This is a genomic window from Sinorhizobium terangae (assembly GCF_009601505.1).
In the GTDB taxonomy this organism is placed as follows: Bacteria; Pseudomonadota; Alphaproteobacteria; order Rhizobiales; family Rhizobiaceae; genus Sinorhizobium; species Sinorhizobium terangae.
In genome coordinates, this window is the sequence record NZ_WITC01000066.1 from 18,144 (window position 1) to 40,048 (window position 21,905).

Annotated in this window: 19 protein-coding genes; 8 read left to right on the top strand and 11 right to left on the bottom strand. The window is 60.8% G+C overall.

The window, feature by feature from the left end:
• Positions 1-43 precede the first annotated feature (43 nt).
• The 4 genes from GHK62_RS17720 to GHK62_RS17735 all read right to left on the bottom strand — a co-directional run bounded on the left by GHK62_RS17720 (position 44) and on the right by GHK62_RS17735 (position 4,652).
• Positions 44-760, bottom strand: a complete 717-nt coding sequence (locus tag GHK62_RS17720; RefSeq protein WP_153440471.1) for a FadR/GntR family transcriptional regulator — start codon at positions 758-760, stop codon at positions 44-46.
• Positions 760-1,812 (bottom strand): four-carbon acid sugar kinase family protein, encoded by a 1,053-nt coding sequence (locus tag GHK62_RS17725; protein ID WP_153440472.1) that lies wholly within the window; start codon positions 1,810-1,812, stop codon positions 760-762. Before GHK62_RS17725 ends, GHK62_RS17720 begins: the two co-directional genes overlap by 1 nt.
• A gap of 310 nt (positions 1,813-2,122) precedes the next feature.
• Positions 2,123-3,415: an NCS2 family permease gene (locus GHK62_RS17730; protein ID WP_153440473.1), complete on the bottom strand. Its 1,293-nt coding sequence runs from the start codon at positions 3,413-3,415 to the stop codon at positions 2,123-2,125.
• A 490-nt stretch (positions 3,416-3,905) separates the two neighbouring features.
• Complete coding sequence (locus GHK62_RS17735) at positions 3,906-4,652, bottom strand: helix-turn-helix transcriptional regulator (protein ID WP_153440474.1); 747 nt, start codon at positions 4,650-4,652, stop codon at positions 3,906-3,908.
• A 531-nt stretch (positions 4,653-5,183) separates the two neighbouring features.
• Here GHK62_RS17735 and GHK62_RS17740 point away from each other — a divergent pair.
• From GHK62_RS17740 to GHK62_RS17765, 6 genes are all read left to right on the top strand, one after another.
• On the top strand, positions 5,184-6,482 hold the full coding sequence (locus tag GHK62_RS17740) for a polysaccharide biosynthesis/export family protein (protein WP_153440475.1): 1,299 nt from the start codon (positions 5,184-5,186) through the stop codon (positions 6,480-6,482).
• Positions 6,483-6,561: 79 nt separating this feature from the next.
• The gene (rfbA, locus tag GHK62_RS17745) at positions 6,562-7,440 is read left to right on the top strand and encodes a glucose-1-phosphate thymidylyltransferase RfbA (protein ID WP_153440476.1); all 879 of its coding nucleotides are present in this window, start codon (positions 6,562-6,564) and stop codon (positions 7,438-7,440) included.
• Positions 7,437-8,018 carry a dTDP-4-dehydrorhamnose 3,5-epimerase gene (gene rfbC / locus GHK62_RS17750; protein ID WP_153440477.1) on the top strand — a complete coding sequence of 194 codons (582 nt, stop codon included), beginning with the start codon at positions 7,437-7,439 and terminating at the stop codon, positions 8,016-8,018. The genes rfbA and rfbC overlap by 4 nt, the downstream gene beginning before the upstream one ends.
• Positions 8,015-9,082, top strand: a complete 1,068-nt coding sequence (gene rfbB / locus GHK62_RS17755; RefSeq protein WP_153440478.1) for a dTDP-glucose 4,6-dehydratase — start codon at positions 8,015-8,017, stop codon at positions 9,080-9,082. The genes rfbC and rfbB overlap by 4 nt, the downstream gene beginning before the upstream one ends.
• Positions 9,079-9,990, top strand: coding sequence for a dTDP-4-dehydrorhamnose reductase (rfbD, locus tag GHK62_RS17760; RefSeq protein WP_153440479.1), 912 nt, complete (start codon positions 9,079-9,081; stop codon positions 9,988-9,990). The genes rfbB and rfbD overlap by 4 nt, the downstream gene beginning before the upstream one ends.
• A 14-nt stretch (positions 9,991-10,004) precedes the next feature.
• On the top strand, positions 10,005-11,513 hold the full coding sequence (locus GHK62_RS17765; RefSeq protein WP_153440531.1) for an O-antigen translocase: 1,509 nt from the start codon (positions 10,005-10,007) through the stop codon (positions 11,511-11,513).
• Positions 11,514-11,544: 31 nt separating this feature from the next.
• On the opposite strand, the gene GHK62_RS17770 is transcribed toward GHK62_RS17765, so the two are convergent.
• The 6 genes from GHK62_RS17770 to GHK62_RS17795 are packed head-to-tail and all read right to left on the bottom strand — an operon-like array spanning position 11,545 to position 17,055.
• Positions 11,545-12,738, bottom strand: coding sequence for a DegT/DnrJ/EryC1/StrS family aminotransferase (locus GHK62_RS17770; RefSeq protein WP_153440480.1), 1,194 nt, complete (start codon positions 12,736-12,738; stop codon positions 11,545-11,547).
• The gene (locus tag GHK62_RS17775) at positions 12,735-13,709 is read right to left on the bottom strand and encodes an NAD-dependent epimerase/dehydratase family protein (protein ID WP_153440481.1); all 975 of its coding nucleotides are present in this window, start codon (positions 13,707-13,709) and stop codon (positions 12,735-12,737) included. The genes GHK62_RS17770 and GHK62_RS17775 overlap by 4 nt, the downstream gene beginning before the upstream one ends.
• Positions 13,710-13,724: 15 nt before the next feature.
• Positions 13,725-14,429 (bottom strand): acyltransferase, encoded by a 705-nt coding sequence (locus tag GHK62_RS17780; RefSeq protein ID WP_153440482.1) that lies wholly within the window; start codon positions 14,427-14,429, stop codon positions 13,725-13,727.
• Positions 14,419-15,525, bottom strand: a complete 1,107-nt coding sequence (locus GHK62_RS17785; RefSeq protein ID WP_153440483.1) for a DegT/DnrJ/EryC1/StrS family aminotransferase — start codon at positions 15,523-15,525, stop codon at positions 14,419-14,421. The genes GHK62_RS17780 and GHK62_RS17785 overlap by 11 nt, the downstream gene beginning before the upstream one ends.
• A complete protein-coding gene (locus tag GHK62_RS17790) occupies positions 15,522-16,559 on the bottom strand; it encodes a Gfo/Idh/MocA family protein (protein ID WP_153440484.1) in 1,038 nt (345 codons plus the stop codon). The genes GHK62_RS17785 and GHK62_RS17790 overlap by 4 nt, the downstream gene beginning before the upstream one ends.
• A gap of 1 nt (position 16,560) precedes the next feature.
• Positions 16,561-17,055, bottom strand: coding sequence for an acyltransferase (locus tag GHK62_RS17795; RefSeq protein WP_153440485.1), 495 nt, complete (start codon positions 17,053-17,055; stop codon positions 16,561-16,563).
• 377 nt (positions 17,056-17,432) lie between these two features.
• Between GHK62_RS17795 and GHK62_RS17800 the strand changes: the two genes are divergently transcribed.
• Positions 17,433-18,674 carry a glycosyltransferase gene (locus GHK62_RS17800; RefSeq protein ID WP_153440486.1) on the top strand — a complete coding sequence of 414 codons (1,242 nt, stop codon included), beginning with the start codon at positions 17,433-17,435 and terminating at the stop codon, positions 18,672-18,674.
• A gap of 36 nt (positions 18,675-18,710) precedes the next feature.
• On the opposite strand, the gene GHK62_RS17805 is transcribed toward GHK62_RS17800, so the two are convergent.
• Complete coding sequence (locus tag GHK62_RS17805) at positions 18,711-19,619, bottom strand: glycosyltransferase family 2 protein (RefSeq protein ID WP_153440487.1); 909 nt, start codon at positions 19,617-19,619, stop codon at positions 18,711-18,713.
• 726 nt (positions 19,620-20,345) lie between these two features.
• Between GHK62_RS17805 and GHK62_RS17810 the strand changes: the two genes are divergently transcribed.
• The gene (locus GHK62_RS17810) at positions 20,346-21,842 is read left to right on the top strand and encodes an O-antigen ligase family protein (protein WP_153440488.1); all 1,497 of its coding nucleotides are present in this window, start codon (positions 20,346-20,348) and stop codon (positions 21,840-21,842) included.
• Positions 21,843-21,905: the final 63 nt, after the last annotated feature.

The window sequence follows — 21,905 nt, forward strand, 5'->3', positions numbered from 1 at the left end:
GGAACCGCATCCGCATATTGCGAGGGGTGGAAGATCAACCGTCCTAAGTGAGTTCTGGCCGCCGACCCTCGAAAAGCCGATCGCGGGAGCCGCGGAGATGCTCACGCATGAGCTCGCGTGCCTGGTTTGATTTCCGGTCTCGAATGGCTTCGTAGATCGCCGCGTGCTCGTCATAGACATGGCGCAGGCCGGCGACGGAGTTTTTCAGTGACAGGCCATGGAACTGCATGCCGATCGCGATGTGTTCCTTGAGCGCTTCCATGGCGGTCGAGAAGTAATTGTTTCCCGACGCCTGCGCGATCGCCAGATGGAACATGAAGTCGGCATCCTCCCGGTGACGGTGCCGGTTGGTCGCATCCTGCAAGGTTTCAAGCGCAAGCCTGATCACTCGGATCTGCGTTTCGCTGTGCCGCTCGGCCGCGAGTGCCGCCGCCTCGGGTTCCATCGTCATGCGGAACTCGTAGCAGTTCTGCAGGTCGGCGATGTTTTCGAGCGGCCCGAAGCCAAGCGGCTGCCGCAATCCCTGGATTCGAACGAAACTGCCGGCGCCTTGCCGCGAATAGACAAGGCCTTGATCGCGAAGCCTTTTCAGGGCGTCACGAACGACCGGTCGGGAGACCTGAAACTCCGCGGCCAGCTCGTGCTCGGTCGGCAGACGCTCATCGCTCTGATAGGCCCCTGATTTGATCGCGTGCTGCAGCCGTTCGAAGACGACCTCGCTCAGGCTCTTGCGGTGCGAAAGCTGCTCTCCGGCGCGCATCAGGCCAATACCTCTTTCCTCGTCATGGCGCGGACGACCCTGCAAAGCGTGTCGGAATCCCCAAAGCCGCCCGATTTGGTAATGTAGAATTGGCCGCCGTGCTCGGCAACCGGCAGGCCCGGCAGCACCTCCCCGACCAGGCGAAGTATCCGAATGCCCTGGCGGTCGAAATAGGCCTCCGCCGTCGCTCCGCCCGAGAGCAGCATCGTCCGGCATTCGCCGCAGAAGGCCACCACGGATTCCGCGAGCGCCGCTGCCACGTCCAGTGCCCGGGCTGGCGATACGCCTTCCACCGCCTGTATCAAGGTCACGTCGTCAGCGCGTTCGTATCCGTGAACGGCCTGCTGCACTCGCCCTGCCGGTGCTGCGCGATAGAGGAGATCCGGCACGGCTCGCCGCAACTCCTCGACCTGCGATACCGTTATCGGATCCCGGGAGCCGATTGCCATCAGCAACCGCCCTTCCCGCGCGGCAAAAGGCCCAGCGCGTCGCCTGTCGGTTCTACTTGCCAACGCATTGGCGAGCGACAGGGCACCGACAGGAAGATCGTCCGGAGCAATGGCATCGACGGCGGCCCGCATCTCCTCGACCGTCTCCGTGTCCGGAATGACGGCGCGATCGGCGATGGCACCCAGACGCGTAGCGATGGAGATCGGTTGATCGACCCCGAAGCCACAGATCTGGCCATTGCGGACGACCCGGCCGAATTCCGGGATTGCTGGCAAGACGACGGCCTTCGCAAAATCCAGGACGGAAAGCTCCGCCTCGACGTTGCCCTTCAGCCGCGAGTCGACCTTCTTGAAAAGTCTCATGCCGGGCGTCATCGCCTGTTGCGCGAGGCGGACGCGTCGCGCCGCCTCGTCCGGTTCGATCTCGCGGCTGCGCGTGGTCACCGCGACCACATCGGAGCCACCCGCGATCGCCTCGCAGAGCGCGCTCTGGTCTGCGACCACGTCGACCGAAAATCCATGGACCGCGAAAGGCGCCGCCGTGTCGAGCGCGCCGGTGAGGTCATCGGCGACGATCAGCAGCCTGTTCTGCACAACATCCATGCGGCGTCCAATTTTACAAATTCTCAAAAGATGAGCGCGGATTCGCGCCAATTTTTTCCTTTCAAATCATGGCAGAACCTGCGGCGAAGGCAACATATTTTTACAACTATCGGACAAGTTTGAACGTCTCCGTTGCCGCTCGCGGGAACGTGGGCGGGAGAGACGCCGTGCCGTCTCAAACCAGCTTGGTACTGTGAGCATTGAACAAAGGAAAAGCCGGACCTGCAGGAGAGCAGATCCGGCTGATGCCAGTGTGTTCAAGATGAGAAACGGACGTCCTGCCGGAGCTTTCCGCCCCGACGTCAACCGATCAGCTGCCGAAGAATGCGAAGCGAACGACGAACAGCGCTGCCACGATCTGTGTCGCCGGGTGGATGACGCTCCACTTGCCGGTGCATACCTTGAGCACGACGTAGCTCACGAAGCCGAAGGCAAGACCGTTGGCGATCGAATAGGTGAAGGGCATGGCGATCGCCGTCAGGGCTGCCGGTGCCGCTTCGGTCAGGTCATCCCATTCCACTTCGGTGAGTTCGCGCATCATCAGGCCCGCCACATAGAGCAGCGCGGGCGCCGTTGCATAGGACGGAACCGCAGCGGCGAGCGGCGAGATGAACAGAGCCGCGAGGAAAAGCACCGCAATGGTCAGCGCGGTGAGGCCGGTGCGGCCGCCGGCCTGGACGCCGGACGCGCTCTCCACATAGGCCGTGGTGCTGCTCGTGCCCATCAGCGAGCCAGCGATGATCGCCGAGCTGTCGGCAAGCAGAGCGCGGCCAAGACGGTTGGGCTTGCCCTCCTCGACCAGCTTCGCGCGCTTGGCGACGCCGATCAGCGTGCCGGTCGCGTCGAACACTTCGACAAGCACGAAGACGAGGATGACATGGAGCAGGCCGCCATGCAGCGCGCCCACGATGTCGAGCTGCAGGAACGTCGGGGCGATGCTCGGCGGCGCCGAAACGATACCCTTGAACTCGCTGACGCCGAGCAGCATCGACAGGACAGTGACGACGAGGATGCCGATCAGGATCGCGCCGCGGATCTTTAGCGAATCCAGCACGGCGATGACGAAGAAGCCGAGGATCGCGAGCAAGGGCCCGGTCTGCTTGAGGTCGCCGAGGCCGACGAGCGTTGCGGGATTATCGACGACGATACCGGCGTTCTTAAGCGCGATGATGCCGAGGAACAGGCCGATACCGGTCGCAATCGCGCTGCGCAGCGAATGCGGGATGCCGGCGATCAGCCAGCTTCGCACGCCCGTGACCGTCAGCAGCAGGAAAATGAGGCCGGAGATGAACACCGCTCCGAGCGCCTGCTGCCAGGTGAAGCCGAGGGCGGCGACGACGGTGAAGGCAAAGAAGGCGTTGAGCCCCATGCCCGGCGCCATGCCGATCGGCCAATTGGCGACGAGGGCCATGACGACAGAGCCTAGTGCGGCGGCAAGACAGGTCGCGACGAAGATCGCATCGCGATCCATTCCGGTCGTCGACAGAATGTCGGGGTTCACGAAGATGATGTACGACATCGTCAGGAATGTCGTCAGCCCGGCAACCACCTCGGTGCGGGCAGTCGTCCCATGCTCTTTCAGTTTGAATAGTCGTTCAAACATTTTTCCTCCCTTGGCAGACGCCATCACGACGCAGCCGAACGACAGAGACCGGGCAGATGCTCCTCCAACTTCCCGACCATTTTGATTTTTGACCAGTCCCGGAATTCAAGACGTCGGGTGGTCAACTCGGCCCTTCGGCCCGCACCGGATGGGCGTAACGCTTGCCTCATTCGGAGCGAAGTCATTGTGCGTCTTCGCGCGAATGATCGCTAGCCACCCATTCCGACGCTACAGGCGAAAGACTTTCAAATTTTTCCAGCGCAGTGAGACCCCGCCGCACCCTCGTACCGGGGTCCGTCATGGAAGGCTGCGCGCCGACGCCGCCTCTCTCTGCCCCGCTCGCAGAAGCCGGACAGAAGCTGATGGCAGGCCCGATCAAGCAGCGATGGGTGACGACGGGGAAAATCCAGGAAACAGATGGAGTCGATCGCGCTCAATGCCAAGCTCGCAGCCTTGAGCTGTAAGAGGCCGGTAAATGGACGATCAGCGATCAGTGGCGCTCCTTCAAACTGCGGAACCGCGCAGCCGCTTCCGTTCTGTTGTGTGCGCCGAGTTTCGTTATGATGTTGTGCAGGTGAATCTTCACCGTGTGTTCGGACAGGCGAAACTCCGCGGCAATCAGCTTGTTTTGCAGACCGCGGGCGACCATTTCAAGGATCTGCATTTCGCGAGCGGTCAACTCCGCGAAACGCGCCTCTTCGCTTCGAGGCCGAGGCGACATACCGCCATTGCCGGAAGGCAGGTCGGCACTATGGCCATTCTTCCGCGCCCGCAGGATCAATCCGGGTGGAAGGTACTCGCCGCCTGAGAGCATCAGCCTGATTACCGACAGCCACAGATCGAGTCTGAGGTTCATGGGAAGGACACTGCGGACCAATGGCGAGTTCTGGAGCTTGATAAGGCACGCGTCCAGGCTCTGGTCATGAGGTTCGATGACGGCGGTAAGAGCTTGAGGGTGGACATGGAGAAGTTCGGACGACCTCTCTTCGGCCTCGCTTATCAGTGCGATATCGATGAGGATGAGCGATACGGGATGGGAAAAGAGGCTGAAAGCCGCGCCGACATCCTCGACCTGTTCGACAACGACCCATGGAAATTCCCTTTCGAGAGCATGGATCAGCCTCTCCGAGATTGTCCCGGCATTGGCTATGATCAGGATGACGCGTTGTGGTTCGCGCCGGCGCTCAGTCGCGGTCTCTCTCGCTATGCCGACGCCGTCGCAATTGCCCCTGCTCATCAAGCACGTCCCTCTCCGCGGAATGCGTCGATCGGCAAGGTGCTTGCCGAGGAGAGCAAACCGCAAGTCTGCCGCAAGGTAACCTTAGCTCACACGAGCCGCGGTCGCGACGGCGCCAAAGGGTTGAGGCATGCCTAGAAGGACGTCCCGGAACAAAACGTGTTTCCGCCTGCCCTATCCGAAGGAACTAGGCCGTTGGGACCATCACCCTCGATCTATTGATAGGGTCAACAATACTCTTCTGCCTGTACTTTGCGCTCATCATCCTAATGTCGAACAAGGGAGAACGACTGCAACGCCCCTTTGTTTGGGATAAAACGGCCGCTTCACCGTTTCACCAATATTGATGAAGCCGAACCACGGGGCTTCCTCTTTCAAATATTCGGAGAAATTTGCACACTTGCCATTGCAGCGTCGCAATCTTGCAGACATGCGCGTTACGCGACTCACGCGACGATAAGCTTGTCGGAGAAGCGTTCTTCTCCGCTTGAGGGTGTGACGAGGACACTGCTTTGCAGGTTGGAGAAATACATGCGAGCATCCTGCCGCATTTGCAGCATTTTCCTCCGAAACTTTTCCCTTGCGGCTGCGCTCACCATCGTCGGCGCCGTGTCGACACCTGCCTGGGCCGATGCGCCCGAACTTGCGCCTCGGACGAAAATACGCCTGACGATCATGCAGTGGATGCCGACCAAGGGCGAATATGTGCCATGGGCGCTCGGCGGAGAATTCGTTGTGTCCGAAGCGGGTGCCATCTCGGTGCCGGTCATCGGCACCGTGACCGTCGGCAACCTCGACAAGGCTCAGCTTGCTGCCGAAATCGCCAAACGCCTGCAGGCCAAGATCGGGCTGGTCGAGGCACCGGAGACGACCGTCGAGATCGTCGAATACCCGCCAGTCTATGTTGTCGGAGACGTGACGACACCAGGAGAATACAAGTTCCGCCCCGGGCTGACCGTGCTGCAGGCCTTGGCCATGAGTGGCGGTGAGCTCCGCGAGACCAGTTCCGGGCCTCCGCAGGACAATATCACGCTCATCGGCGAGCTGCGGGGAATTGACAACGCACAGCTGCGCAGCAACGCGAGAATAGCGCGGCTGCAGGCGGAAATGTCGGGTGCAGAGGAAATAGCCTTCGCCCAGCCTCTGAACGCCGACACTGCGCTGGTCGCAGCGATCCAGAACCAGGAACGGATCATCTTTTCGACACGTGCAAACGTGGTTGCCCGGCAATCGAAATCGCTGTCCGAACTGCGCGATCTCCTCAACCAGGAAATCCGAGTCCTCGAAGAGAAGGTGAAAGCCGCGGAAGCCAGCATCGAGACCGTGGAGCGAGAGCTTAAAGGCGTGAAAACCCTCGTCGAACGAGGCGTCGCCGTCGCATCGCGACAGTCGGACCTGGAGCGCGCGCTTGCCAACGATCGCGCCAATCGCCTGGATTTCGTGACCGCGATCATGCGGGCGCGGCAGAATATCAGTGAAACGACACGAAACCTCGAGGGGCTTTACGACAATCGCCAGGCCGAGATCGCCAGCGAACTGCAATCGGAGCAAGCGACGCTCGAACAACTGAAACTGAAGCGTGCCACCATGGAGAGGCTGTTGTTCGACAGGCTTTCGTCCACTGGGGATCCCGAGCCGCGCGGTGGAGCGGCAACCAGCTTCGCCATTATCCGCCGAGGCGATGGCAAAATCGGTGAGGTTCCAGCGTCGGAGACGACAGCGCTGATGCCGGGAGACGTCGTCAAGGTCGTCGCTCGACGGATGCCTAGAATGTCCGAGCCGCCTCTGACCCGTTCAATGGACCCGCAACCCGGTCAGGCCAGCCAATGACCCGCGTGGACAAGGTCTCGTTTCGATCACCGCTGGCCGCAGTTGCACGCAACCACTGCAGTTTCAAGGGGGAGGCAAAATGAAGGGGATCATCCTGGCGGGAGGAAGTGGCACCCGCCTCTACCCGCTCACGATTGCGGTCTCCAAGCAGATCCTGCCGATCTATGATAAGCCAATGGTTTACTATCCGCTGAGCGTGTTGATGCTGACCGGCCTACGCGAAATTCTCATCATCTCCACGCCGCGCGACCTGCCCTGCTTCGAGGCGCTCCTCGGCGATGGTTCTGCCTTCGGGCTGAGCCTCTCCTATGCCGAACAGCCGCACCCCAACGGGCTTGCCGAGGCCTTTATCATCGGCCGCGAGTTCATCGGCAACGGCAATGTCGCGATGATCCTCGGCGACAATATCTTCTTCGGCAACGGCCTGCCGAATGTCTGCCGGCAGGCCGCATCCCGTGAAACGGGCGCCTCCGTGTTTGCCTATCGCGTCGACGACCCGGAGCGCTACGGCGTCGTTACCTTCGACCAGAGGACAGGCAAGGCGAAGACGATCGAGGAGAAACCGGCAAGGCCGAAATCCAACTGGGCGGTGACCGGCCTCTATTTCTACGACAACGACGTCGCGGACATTGCCGCTTCGATCAAGCCATCGGCGCGAGGCGAACTCGAAATCACCACGGTCAACAACATCTATCTCGCACGGGAACAATTGCACGTCTGCCAGCTCGGACGCGGCTATGCCTGGCTCGACACCGGCACCTATGACAGCCTGCATGATGCCTCATCGTTCGTGCGAACGGTCGAACGCAGACAGGGCGTCCAGATAGCCTGTCCGGAAGAGATCGCGCTCGATATGGGCTGGCTCGGGCCCGAGGACGTGCTGAGACGCGCCAGCGTGCTCGGGAGGACTGCTTACGCCTCCTACCTTCGACGCCTCGTGGAGGAGTACGCCGCATGAGTCTTGAGGTCAGATCGCTCGACCTTGACGGGGTCCTCGAGATTGTGCCGCGCAAGATGGGAGACGAACGCGGCTTCTTTTCGGAAACCTGGAACGCCCGGCAATTCGCCGAACACGGCATCGCGCTGGATTTCGTCCAGGACAACCACTCCTATTCCGCTTCGCGTGGCGTCCTGCGGGGCCTTCACTACCAGCTTCCGCCCTACGCGCAGGACAAACTGGTGAGGGTGGTCAAAGGTGCCATTTTCGATGTCGCAGTCGATATCCGTCGAGGATCACCCAGCTTCGCGAGATGGGTCGCCATCGAGATTTCAGCCCGCCGATGGAATCAGCTCCTGGTTCCCAAGGGCTTCGCGCACGGCTTTCTGACACTCGAGCCGGACACGGAGGTGGTCTACAAGGTCACAAATCCCTATTCGCCCGCCCATGATCGCGCGATCCGTTTCGACGACCCTGACATCGCGATAGCCTGGCCGCTGCCCCTTGCGGAACTGCAACTGTCCGAGAAGGATCGGACGGCTCCACAGCTGCGGCAGGCCGAGGTGTTCGAATTCGCTGCGGGAGAAGAGCGTCCATGAACATCCTCGTCACCGGCGGTGCCGGGTTCATCGGTTCCGCGCTTTGCCGCCATCTTGTGGCCGACCCAAGCAAGCGCGTGATCAACCTCGACAAGCTGACTTATGCCGGCAATCCGGCCTCGCTCCGACAAATCGAGAACTTTCCCAACTACCGCTTCATCCGCGGCGATATCTGCAACGAAGAGGCCGTGGCCGGCATCCTGCACGCAGAAAAAATCGACCGCATCATGCATCTTGCTGCAGAGACGCATGTCGACCGCTCGATCGATGGACCTGGCTCATTCATCGAGACCAATATCCTCGGTACGTTCAGGCTGCTCCAGGCCGCGCTGAAATTCTGGCGCAGCCTTCCCGAAGAGGCGGCCGAGCGGTTCCGCTTCCACCATGTGTCCACCGACGAGGTATTCGGCGACCTTCCTTTCGATGACGGTGCCTTTGACGAAGATACCCCCTATGCTCCATCCTCGCCCTATTCCGCCTCGAAGGCGGCATCCGATCATCTCGTCCGCGCCTGGCACCACACCTTTGGCCTGCCGGTCGTTATCACCAACTGCTCGAACAACTATGGTCCGTATCATTTCCCGGAGAAGCTGGTGCCCCTGATCATTCTCAACGCATTGGAGGAGAAGCCGCTGCCCATCTATGGCACCGGCGCGAATGTTCGCGACTGGCTATATGTCGACGACCACGCGCGAGCGCTGGAGCTGGTAGCTGCCCAAGGTGCCACCGGCGAAAGCTACAATATCGGCGGAGGCTCCGAGCGCACCAATCTCTCCGTCGTGGAGACGATATGCGATATCCTCGACCGTAAGAGACCGCGCCGAAACCGGAAGAGTTATCGCGACCTCATCGCATTCGTGGACGATCGGCCAGGTCACGACCGCCGTTACGCCATGAACACGGCCAAGATCGAGCGCGAACTCGGCTGGCGACCGCTGGAAAGCTTCGAAACGGGACTGGCGCGGACGATCGACTGGTACCTGGACAACGGCTGGTGGTGGCAGCCGATCCGCGAGCGCAGCTATCGGGGGGAGCGCCTCGGCAAGTCGGTGGTGGCGCGATGAAAGTGCTCGTCACCGGTACAACCGGGCAGCTCGCAAGCAGCCTGATCGAGCTTGCGGCGCCACTGCGCGACATCGAACTGATCGCCGTCGGCCGCCCCGAGTTCGACCTCACGCAGCCGGTCCCGATGCGGGAGGCGATCGTTGCGGCAAGACCTGACGTTGTCATCTCGGCCGCCGCCTACACGGCCGTCGATCGCGCGGAGGACGAGCCTGCGCTCGCTCATGCCGTCAACGTGGTGGGCGCCGCGTGCATTGCCGAGGCAGCGGCAAAACTCGGCGTACCCATCATCCACCTGTCGACCGACTACGTCTTTTCTGGCGACGGTCGCGGTCCGCACAGGGAAGACGACGAGACGAGACCTGGCACTTTCTATGGCGCGACCAAGCTCGAAGGCGAGCGGGCGGTGGCAAGCATAACGCCTCGCCACATCATCTTGCGGACAAGCTGGGTCTACAGTCCCTTTGGCAACAACTTCGTCAAAACGATGCTGAGGCTTGCCGAAAGCCGAGACACTCTGACGGTCGTCTCCGACCAATACGGCAATCCGACGTCGGCACTGGATTTGGCAACCGCGATACTGGAGATCGCCAGACAGCCACAAAGAGATCGATTCGGCCTCTATCACCTTGCGGGAACCGGCGAGACCAACTGGTCGGGTTTCGCGCGGCACATTCTAGCCGTCAGCCGCGCAAATGGCGGCCCATCCGCGACCGTGCAGGACATTGCCAGCGCCGACTACCCGACAAGAGCCCGGCGCCCAGCGGACTCGCGCCTTTGCACGGAGAAGTTCGAGAAAACTTTCGGACGGCGCCTGCCCGCCTGGCAAACGAGCGCGGAAACAGTCGTCCGGCGGCTTCTCCGTGCTGGCCAATGGCCGAAAATCCCTGAGGGCCAACCGCAGGTGTGAGGCGAATGACATCAATGGAAGCGCGCGCGAGCCCTGACCGTGGATCGAGCTACAGCCAGATCCTCAAGTCGACCGCCCTGATCGGCGGCTCGTCCGTCATCAACGTCCTATTTTCCATCATTCGCAACAAGGCAATGGCCCTGCTCCTGGGGCCGGCCGGCGTAGGATTGATCGGCCTTTACAGTTCCATCGCCGATATCGCCTACGCGCTCGCCGGACTCGGGATCCAGGCAAGCGGCGTACGCCAGATCGCCGAAGCGGTCGGCAGCGGCGACGCGGACCGGATTGCCCGAACGGCGACCGTGCTCAAGCGGACATCGCTCGTGCTCGGACTTCTCGGCGCCCTGCTTCTGGCAGCAGTTGCTTATCCCGTCGCCGATTTCACCTTCGGAGGTCCCGGCTACGCCAGCGGCGTCGCTTTGCTTTCCGCAGCAATCCTGTTCCGCCTGCTTTCAGACGGCCAGACAGCCTTGATCCAAGGCATGCGAGACATTGCCAGTCTTGCCCGCATCAATGTCCTTGCGGCGTTTTTCAGCACCGTAATCAGCATCCCGCTGATTTATCTCTTCGGCACCTCGGGGATCGTGCCTTCGCTCGTCGCTGCTGCCGCTACCACGCTCGCGACCTCCTGGTGGTATCGCAGGCAGATACGCCTCCGCACGCCTCCCATGCCCGTGCGTCAGGTCCGCGAGGAAACCGCCGCCCTCTTGAAACTCGGCGTCGTCTTCATGGCCAGTGGATTCCTGACACTCGGCGCGGCCTATGCGATCCGCCTCATCGTGATGAAAGCGGAAGGCGTCGCGGCAGCGGGGCTGTACCAGGCAGCCTGGACTCTTGGGGGCTTCTACGCCAGTTTCGTCCTGCAGGCGATGGGCACCGACTTCTATCCGCGCCTGACCGCGGTCGCGCAAGACGATGCCGAATGCAATCGTCTCGTCAACGAGCAGGCGCAGATCAGCATGCTTGTCGCTGGCCCCGGCCTCATCGCCACGCTGACCGCTGCCCCGCTGGTCATAAGGCTGCTTTATTCGCCCGAGTTCTATGCCGCGGTGGACATGCTTCGCTGGATCTGCCTCGGCATGATGCTGCGTGTCATTGCGTGGCCCATGGGTTTCATCGTCCTCGCCAAGGGCGCGAAAAAGGTCTTTTTCTGGGTGGAGGTCGCGGCGACCCTGGTCCATGTCGGTCTCGCATGGCTCCTCGTCGGCGCGTTCGGCTCAGCCGGAGCAGCCGCCGCGTTTTTCGGCCTTTATGTCTGGCATGGCCTCCTGATCTACGCGATCGTTCGGCAGCTCTCGGGCTTTCGCTGGTCCAGCGCCAATCGTAGGCTCGCCCTCATCTTCCTGCCGGCGTCAGGGCTCGTCTTCGGCGCCCTCCTCGTACTGCCGCCGTGGCCGGCAGCTATTCTCGGCCTCATGACAGCGACGCTGAGCGGAGCTTATGCGCTTCGGAGGCTGATCGAACTCGTGCCGCTCGCTTCATTGCCCGCGGCCATGCGAGCCTGGCGCTCGAGATCCGCCTAACCTCGCCAAGCAAGGGGAACAAGCGATGGCGTCATACCGCTCGCAGCGCTGCGGGTTCGGCGATTGCCGGAACGGAAAGGAGCTCCTCGACGACCCGCGCTATGTCGGCGCCGGTCATCTGCGTGAAGAACGGCAAGATCACCGATCGCTGCTGTGCGGCGACGCTTTGCGCCAGGCTGGTTGCGGCCCTGTGCGTGTCGCTCCCGGCGTAGGCTTCCTCCAGGTGGATGTTCATGACGCCGCGGCGGGTCGAGATGCCGCAATTGAGCAGGGCCTGCATCGTCTGCCGCTGGTCGATCCAGCCGGGCAATGTCACGCAATAGCTCTGCCAATTGCTCCGGGCCCAGTGAGGCTCAACCGGCGTCTGCAATCCCGCAACGCCGGAAAGGCGCCTGGTATATTGGCTGGCGAGTGCCCTTCGCCGCTTGACGAGAGCTGGAAGCCGCTTCAACTGCTCGCGGCCGATCGCCGCCTGGACGTCGGTCATGCGGTAGTTGTAGCCGATTTCCCGATAGTCCTCTGAGATCACCTGTTTCGCGCCGTGTCGGACGGTATCCGGCACACTCATGCTGTGCTGGCGCCACAACCGGAATTTTCGGTCGTATTCATCGCTTGCCGTGGTCAGCATACCGCCATCGCCGGTGGTAACCACCTTGCGCGGATGGAATGAGAAGCACGCGATGTCCCCGTGCGGCCGACCGATTCTTTGCCACTGCCCATCCCAGAGTATCTCACTTCCGGCGGCGCAAGCGGCATCCTCGATAACCGGAATGGCGTGTCGTTTGCCGATATCCACGATGCGGCGAAGATCGCAAGGCATGCCGAGCTGGTGCACGCAGAGGATTGCCCTGGTGCGCGGCGTGATTGCGGCCTCGATGAGGTCGGGATCCATGTTGTAGCCGCCGGCCTCGATGTCGACGAAGACCGGTAGCGCCCCGCAATACCGGATGGCGTTCGCCGTCGCGATGAAGGAATGGCTGACCGTGATCACTTCGTCGCCGACGCCGACGCCGACGCAACGCAGGGCCAGATGAAGCGCCGTCGTGCAGTTCGAGACCGCACAGGCATGGGGCGCCCCAACGAAGGCCGCGAACTCGCGTTCGAACGCTGCAACCTCCGGGCCTTGCGTCACCCATCCTGAAAGGATGACCCGCCGAACCGCCTCGACTTCCCGTTCATCGAGAACGGGTCTGGCGACCGGGATCTGGCGAGGTGCCTCGCTCATGCCGCTTCTCCCCCTGTCGACGCCCGCTCGCGCCGCCACCAGGCAACGAGATCGCGCAGTCCCTCCTCGAGCGTGATCTCTGTCTTGAACCCCAGCAGCCGCTCGGCCTTGCTTGTATCCGCAAGCCGGCGTGTGACCGCGTTCACTTTGCGCGCCGGTTCGAGTTGCGGCTCAAGCGAGGCTCCCATGATGCGGGCCAGAAGCAGCGCCAGCTCCCGGAGGCTCGTCTCCGTACCGCTCGCAACGTTGAAGACCTCGTCGGTGACATCCGACCTTGCGGCCATGAGATTGGCGCGTGCGATATCGCGCACGTGCACGAAATCCAAAGTCTGGCTGTCATCGCCGAAGATGATCGGCGGCCGGCCGCTGGCGATGCGCTCCATCCACCGGATCAGCACCTCCGTATAGACGCCGTGGACATCCATGCGCGGGCCATAGACATTGAAATAACGGAGCGCGACATAGTTGAGCCCGTACATCTCGGAGAAACTGCGCAGGAGCCCCTCGTTGAATGCCTTGGCCGCGCCGTAGATAGTCCGATTGTTGTAGGGGTGATGGTCCTCGGTTGTCGGGAAGCTCTCGGCGAGCCCGAGCACCGAGGCGGAAGAGGCTGCGACCACCTTCGACACGCCAGCGCTGACCGCCGCTTCGAGAACATCGAACGTGCCGCGCGCAAGGACATCGAAAGCGAGCCTCGGCTCCTCCGCGCATTGGGTGATGCGAATGGCCGCCTGATGGAAGACGATGTCGACGCCTTCGAGCGCACTCGCCAGCAGGGCACGGTCCCTGATGTCGCCTTCGATGATCCTGAGCGGGCCGATACTCGCCGCCCTACGGAGATTTTCGCGCCGGCCGCGTACGAAATTGTCGAGGATCCGGATTTCCCGTGGCCGCTCGAGTGCGACGAGGTCGGCAATATGCGAGCCTATGAGGCCGGCACCACCCGTGATTAGAATCCGCTTGTCCTTCATTGCCCGCCTCATCTCTTATGGTTTCGCCGACGCTGGTGAGCAATCCGTTCGCCAGCGCAGGAATTTCGCCGGTACGCCCGCAACGACGGCGAAGGGCTCGACGTCCGAGAGCACCACCGCGCCCGCCCCGACGAGCGCGCCTTGACCGATCGTCACGCCAGGCAGGATCGTCGCATTGGTCCCGATATCGGCCCAGGCGCCAATGCGAACCGGCTTGATTTCGAGGTCGGTTCTGATGATCGGCACATCGACGGGAATGCCGGTGTGGCTCGATCCAAGAATCTTGGCACCCGGCCCCCATCCGACGAACTCCTCGATGACGAGATCGCGCGCGTCGAGGAAGGCCTGCGGGCCGATCCAGACATTGTCGCCGATGACGCACCTGCCGTCGTGGCGGCCCTGGATGTAGGCCTGTGCGCCGATGAAGACGCTGTTGCCGATCTCGAACGTTTCGGGGTGTTTGAAGCCGGCGCCGCTGCCGACCTGCAGACCGCAGCCGCAACTCTTCGCAACGCTTTGCCAGATCGCCTTGCGCATCAGCAGGTCGACAAATCCGTCGCCAACGATGAAGCGGCCGTAGAGCTCGACAAGCCCCGCCGCGCCGTAGGATTGTTTCAGCTCTTCGGCCAGCGCCACCTGATAGCTCGGATCGGCAACGGCCTCACGGCGGCCATGCACCGCCTGGACAATTCGGATGCCCGCAGAGCGCTCAGTGGACATGGGCCTCCTGCTCCACCGCAGACACCACCTCATCGATCTGCCGGGCTGTCATTTCCGGATAGATGGGGAGCGAAAGAACCGACCGGGCGGCCGCCTCCGATCTCGGAAAATCGCCCGGTGCGTAACCGAGGTCGGCATGGGCCTTCTGCAGATGCACCGGAATGGGATAGTGCAGGCCGTACTGTATGCCCTCGCTGCTAAGCGCGTGCTGCAACGCTTCACGATCCCGACACCGGACGGCATAGATGTGGTAGACGTGACGCCGGCCGGCGATTTCGAGGGGCGCCTTCACATGGTCGGACCCCGCGAGCAGTGCAGAGTAGCGTGCCGCGTGGGCACGGCGTGCTTCAGTCCACGCGTCGAGATACCTGAGCTTCACGCGCAGGATGGCCCCCTGAATGCCGTCCATCCGGTAGTTGAAGCCCTTGAGCACGTGGTGATACCGGCTTTCCTGGCCCCAGTCCCTGAGCATGCGCATCGTGCGCGCGTGGCTGTCATCGCCGGTAACCACGATGCCGCCTTCGCCGCAGGCACCCAGGTTCTTTCCCGGATAGAAGCTGAAGCAACCCGACACCCCGATGCTTCCGGCACGGCGGCCTTTGTATTCGGCGCCGTGGGCCTGGCAGGCGTCCTCGATGATGGGTACGCCATGCCGGTCCGCAATGGCCTTGATGGCGTCCATGTCGGCCATTTGTCCGTAAAGGTGAACCGGCAAGATCGCCCTGGTCCGGGGCGTGATCGCAGCCTCGAGCTTCGTCGCATCCATGGTCAGCGTCACCGGCTCGACGTCGACGAAGACCGGCAGTGCGCCGGTGTAGCAGATCGCCGAGACCGTGGCGACGAACGTGAAGGGGACGGTGATGACTTCGTCGCCAGGACCTATGCCAAGCGCAAGCAGCGCAAGATGAAGGGCGCTCGTGCCCGTGTTGACGGCGATCGCGTGCCGCGCGCCGCAATAGGCCGCGAATTCGCGCTCAAGCTCAGCGACCTCGTCGCCCAGAACATATTGCGCCGACGCGAGCACGCGCAGCGCTGCCGCATCGACCTCGTCCTTGATCGATGCATACTGCGCCCTGAGATCGAGGAAGGGGATCATGCGATGCGCCTCATATGCTCGAGCTCGACCACCCGGCCGCGCTCTGCGAGCGACTGTGTGGCGGCCTCGAGGATTTTCACCACCCGCAGCCCGGCATTTCCGTCGGCAACCGGCTGTTCATTTCGCTCGATGCAATCGATGAACTGACGCAGTTCGATGCCGAGCGCCTCGGCGACGTCGAGGTGGGGGGCGTACATATCGCCGGTACGATAGCCGACCAGCATCTGGTAGACCTTCTCGCCGTTCTTCTGCGGGTTGCCGTTCAGCGTTATCCCCTTGTCGTAGACCTTGATCTTCTCGCTGGGCTCCAGGTCGTCGTAGAGGATCATCTTGCTGCTGCCGCCGATCAGCGTCCGGCGCACCTTGACCGGAGCGAGCCAGTTGACGTGGATGTGCGCGATCAGCTTGCTGTCGAAAAAGAGATTGAGATAGGCGATGTTGGCTGGTTCGCCGGCAACATGGCTCATGCCCGTGGCCGACACCGCTACGGGCCGTTCCGGCAGCACGTAGTCCATGATCGACAGATCGTGCACGGCAAGGTCCCAGATAACGCTGACGTCGTGCTGGAAGAGGCCGAGATTGACCCTGACTGAATCGTAGTAGTAGACGTCGCCAAGCCCGTCTTCGACAAGCTCCCGCATCTTGCGGACGGCGCCCGTGTGCACGAATGTGTGGTCGACGGCGAGCACGAGGCGGCGGCGCGCCGCCTCCTCGACCATGCGGCGTGCCTCGTCCGAGGTCGCCGCCATCGGTTTTTCCACGAGCACGTGCTTTCCCGCCATCAGCGCCTTCATGGCGAGCTTGAAATGCGCGGCAGCCGGCGTGGCGATCGCAACGGCATCGACGCGCGGGTCGCGGAGGACCTCTTCAAAATCGTCTGTGATGTCAACGGCGGGGTAACGGGTCTGGACGGTTGCCAATCGATCCTTGCGCAGATCGCATACAGAGATGAGTCGCGCACCGGGCGCTTCCCAGAAGTTGCGCACGAGGTTTGGCCCCCAGTAACCGTAGCCGACGACAGCAACGCCGATCATCTCACGCCTCCGCAGTCTCGATCGTGGCATCCTTGACGCGTCCGATGATCCGCGCGGGTACGCCGGCAACGATCGCGAAGCTTGGTACATCCCTGGTCACCACCGCGCCGGCGCCGACCTGGGCGGCCTCCCCGATCGTGACGCCGGCCAGAATGGTCGCGTTGCTGCCGATGGAAGCGCGGTGCTTGACCCGTGTCGGCACCACGGTCCAGTCGGCCTCCGACTGGAGCCCCCCGTCGGCGTTGACGGCCCGTGGATAGATGTCGTTGGTGAACATGACCCCGTGACCGATGAAGACGCCGTCCTCGATGGTCACCCCTTCGCAGATGAAGCAGTGGCTGGAAATCTTGCAGTTCCGTCCGATTGCCGCGTTCTTCTGAATCTCCACGAACGTGCCGATCCGCGTGCCCGCGCCGACCGCACATCCATACAGATTGACGAGATCCGGATGATGGATGACGACATCATCATGCAGCGTGACATCGGACGCGATCATGCTGCCAATATCCCTGTTTTCTCATCGTGTTGATTAAAACCCGCGGCCGTGATGCGGCGTGTTAGCCGGGTTTCTAATTCGTCAGGTAAATCAATTAATTCTGCGAATCAGAAGAATTCTTTTCGGCCCAACAGTAAAGGAAACAAAATGCAGTACCGAGTGCGTCGAAAGGCGTAGCAACGTACAGAGCATTGATGATTTCGCGCCACGCGCCTCGTTTGCGATCAGGGTTGCGGCATTCTTTTTCGGCCAAAGTGAGAGGTTGAAGTGAGTGGGACGACCGACATTACGCTGGCGCTACATTTCCTCTGCCGTCTCGAAGAGACCTAGGACGGCTTTGCCGGAAGCAGGCAGATACGGGAACCAAGGCGTTGCGCGTGCTCGTGTATCCACATGACCTTTCGATCGGCGGCAGCCAGATAAATGCCATCGATCTCGCGGCCGCCGTAGCCGAGGCAGGTCATGAGGTGATTGTTTACGGCATCCCCGGCCCGCTCGTCTCGTATATCGAGGAGCGCGGTCTTCGCTATGTGCCGGCGCGGCCTTTGAAATATCGCCCGGCCCCCTCGAGGATAGTCCAGATCGCAGCGCTTGCGCGGAGCGAACGCATCGACCTGATCCACGCGTACGAGTGGCCGACCTGCCTCGACGCCTATTACGGAGCCGGCCTTCTCTTGAATGTTCCCCTGCTTTGTACCGTTCTCAGCATGCAGGTGATGCCGCATGTCCCAGCCTCGGTACCCTTGATCATGGGCACGTCCGATCTTGCCATAGAGGCGCGCAAGACGCATCGCGGCCAGGTCTGGGTGCTCGAGCCGCCAATCGATGTCGAGCGCGACACGCCCCTCGTCGACGGGAAAGGGTTCCGCAACAGGCACGGCGTTACCGACAATGAGTTCCTTGTCGTCACCGTGTCCCGCCTCGCGATCGATCTCAAGCTGGATGCCCTCGTGCGGGCGATCGATGCGGCGGACATACTCGCAGGATCATATCCGTTGAGGCTCATCCTTCTCGGCGACGGTCCCGCGCGCGAAGCGTTGACGACGAGGGCAGCCGCAGTGAACCGTCGCCATGGACGTGAGATCGTGATGCTTCCTGGTGCCGATCTGGACCCGCGCAGTGCCTATGCGGCGGCCGATCTGGTCATCGGAATGGGGAGTTCGGCGCTGCGCGCGCTTGCCATCGCCCGCCCGCTCATCGTGCAAGGGGAACAGGCTTTTTCCGAAATCTTCGAACCATCAACAGTCGAACTGTTCCTGAGACAAGGCTTTTACGGCCTGGCCGATGGAGCCGCCGGCGCCGGCCGACTTGCGGCGCAGATGGAGGGACTGATCAAGGATCCGGCGCGGCGGACTGCCCTTGGCCGGTTCGGCCGTGAAATGGTTACCAAGCGCTTCGGCCTGCAGCGAGCGGCAAACCTGCAGCTCGACATTTACCGACAGGTCCTCACCGAACCGCCAAGACGTCGGCTCATCGAGGCGATGCGCTCAGTTCGTCTTGCTCTTATGCTCGAAATCGCAAACCACGACCCATTCCAGAAGAGAGCGAAAACGTCTCGTGAACAAGAGGTCCTCGCAACTGTTCGGTCAGGCATTTGGCCGCCAGTCCTCCGCGACTAGGCGGCACGCCAGAATGCATGCGGCACCACGCTCGCATCAGGAAGGCGTGAGGAACCAATCGCGAAATTTTTTTGCCAAGGCCCAACAGACAAACCTGATGTGCGGTGGATAATCTCCGATCACCGCAAGGAGAAATTTGACGGCAGACCTTCTCTTACCCACTACATAAAAGTACCGGACAACGTCGAGCATTATCAGGGATCTCAGCCTTCTCCGTGTAGTAAGGATTGCTCTGTTTTTTCGCAGGATGCGCAACCGCCCGATGATAGGTTTGCGACCATTCGCGGATATACTGTCGGCCGAAACGAACCCCAGGACGACAGGTTCAATGTCCTCATACACAGTTGTGTGCTGCACCAACCTGATCGCAAATTCCCAATCCTCGTTGGCCCTCGCGCAGGGGTCAAACCATTCCAGAGTCGGCATGCAATTGTGTCGGAACAGGGTGTTCTGAACGCTGATGCGATTCTCGGTCAAAAGTCGCTCGAGTTGGCCCTCATCGGGACAAAGACGCCCGTCAGGAGGAGGAGCAAGAGCTACTCGCGTGGGACCGTAGTTGAAGCTTGAGTCTCTACCGTAGATTATCTTTGCTCCAGTCACTGCCCCAAAGTGGGCTGGAAGGGAGCACAGCAGCGCAAGTTGTTTTTCCAACTTTCCAGGCAGCCAGATATCGTCGCTGTCCTGAAACGCGACGTAGTCGCCCTTGGCGTACTTCAGACCGGTGTTTCGTGCGGCGGCGGCTCCGCCGTTTAACTCTCGCCTTATGTAGCGGATGCGGTCGTCAGCAATGCTGCGCACGACTTTTTCAATGTCTTCCGTGGAGCCGTCGTCGACGACTATCAGCTCAAGGTCCTTGTGCGATTGAGTGATGACACTATTTATCGCGCCAACCAAAGTGCTACTTCGATTGAATGTCGGTAGAATAATCGAAACTTTGCTTGACATTATAGCTTTCTTATGCAGAACAGATATCAGATTTGTGCGTACAAGACATAATCATATTTCCTTTTCAGATAGACTAATCGGGATCTCGATCACAGCATCGGGTGCAAAATGAACAGATGCTTACCGAAAATCGTGTCCCGTTCGCGCAAGATTTTATCCGGGTGGCGCTTCGAGCTAAACTTCTCTCAAGTGTGGCAGCATTGTCCGCTGGAATGTCCTAGCGCTACATCAACTTTCCGATGCTCTACTAACATTGGTGAAGGCGGCGCTTCCCGCCTCTGGTCAGTGGAGTCCCGAAAGAGGTATCCCTCCCCTCTAAACGACGATCCTACAAAGCGAATAATCAGGTTCACTGGCCTCAAGGATTTCCGCAATCTGGTCTGGTGTGCGATGAGGAATATGCAGCGGTACATCTGGAGCCCCAGACAACATTTTCAGCCTGGGGTGTGAGCGGGTAGCCAGTTGATGTTCCAACTCTCAGCGGAATTTCTTGTGCCTTTTCGACATCGATTGGACGCCTTGCCGGCACTGAGTTTGCTTTAATCGATGAACGCGGGAGCCAGGGTGAGTCATGGGCCCAGATAAACAGATGCCATGCTCAACCGAAGAGCGGGTCGCCGGCCGAGTCCAGTACCGTAAGATGTGCTCTCCATGATAACCGTCGCAGGGACCCTCGCCACGTCGCCCAGTCGCGTCTCGCGTCGAGTTGGGAGGGGCTCGTACACCGTGATGCAAGGCAAATTGGCTTGGCCAGTTCGCTTGTTTCTCCTGAGCCTCTTTTTACCGTGGACGATAAAACTGGGGTCGCTCGCCCTTTCGCCATACCGGATCGTTCTCATTGCATTGCTTGGTCCGTGCCTCTTGCGCTGGGTCGGCGGGAAGGCGGGACGTGTCAGGGCGCCGGACGTCCTGCTTTTTCTCTACTGCTTCTGGGGTGCGATCAGCCTCACGGTGGCCCACGGCTTCCAACAGTCCATCGAGCCGGCAGGAATACTCTTCATCGAAACGGCAGGGGCGTACCTGCTCGCCCGCACCTATATCAGTGACGCAAGCGATTTTTATCGTGCAGTTCGCCTGCTGTTCCTGATCGTGGCGGCCCTGGCGCCGTTCGCCATCATCGAGGCACTCAGCGATCGCGACATCCTGCTTGAATTGTTTTCCACTGTATTGCCGTCCCACCCTGTTGCCATCACAGAGCCCCGTTGGGGACTGAGACGTGTACAAGGTACGCTCGACCACCCAATTTTGTTTGGTGTTGTCTGCGGTAGTGTGCTTGCGTTGGTGCACCTGGTGCTTGGCTATCAGGAGAAACCATTCATGAAATGGACCAAGTCCGGGATTGTCGCAGTAACGAGTTTCCTCGCCCTTTCATCAGGTCCGCTGACGGCGTTGATCTTTCAAGCGCTAATGATCGCATGGAATTGGTTGCTGCGCAGTTACGTTCACCGGTGGAAAATACTTTGGGTGCAAATGCTCACGGTTTACGTCTTCATCGCGGCGGCATCAAATCAATCTGTTCCAGAGTTCTTTATCACCCACTTTTCATTTGACACGTATTCCGCCGGCTATCGGGTACTAATCTGGAATTTTGGCTCGGCATCCGTTCTCAACCACCCATTGTTCGGAGTGGGCTTCAACAGGTGGGATCGACCAATATGGATGCCCGAAAGCATTGATATGTTCTGGCTTACGCATGCAATATATTACGGAATTCCTGGGGTAGCCTTAATAATGTCCTCATATCTTACACTTTTATTTCATGTAAGTATCAAAGAAGGGTTTGACGAGAAACTGAACAGCTACCGGACGGCATATCTGATTGCGATGGGCGCGTTTTTCCTGGTTGGCTGGACCGTACACTTCTGGAACGCGACCTATGTCTTGTTTATATTCTTGTGGGCGAGCGGCGCCTGGATGCTCAACATTCCCGGGTCTCAGGTCGACAGACACAATGTGCATGGCAGTGTCGGAGCAAAGCGAGGGCAAATACGAACGCTCGAAGCCCAGATACAGGGCTCGACCGACGGAATGAGGGCGCCTTTGATCGTTGGCCGACCTTCGCCGGGCCGTGAGGAGGAAGTCCTGATGGATGCGCCGCGCCGCCCCCTCGCTTCTGGTGAGCGTTCGTCCCCTTTTGGCGCGGTCAACAACAGGACTGCCAGCCTGTGGCCCGCCCGCAAACAGGCACCTCATGCCAGGCAGCCGCGGCGGGGACCGATCTAAATTGAGACAGTCCTCGTTACGGCGAACGATTGGTCATTCATCGATGTTTCAGGTCGCGGGAAA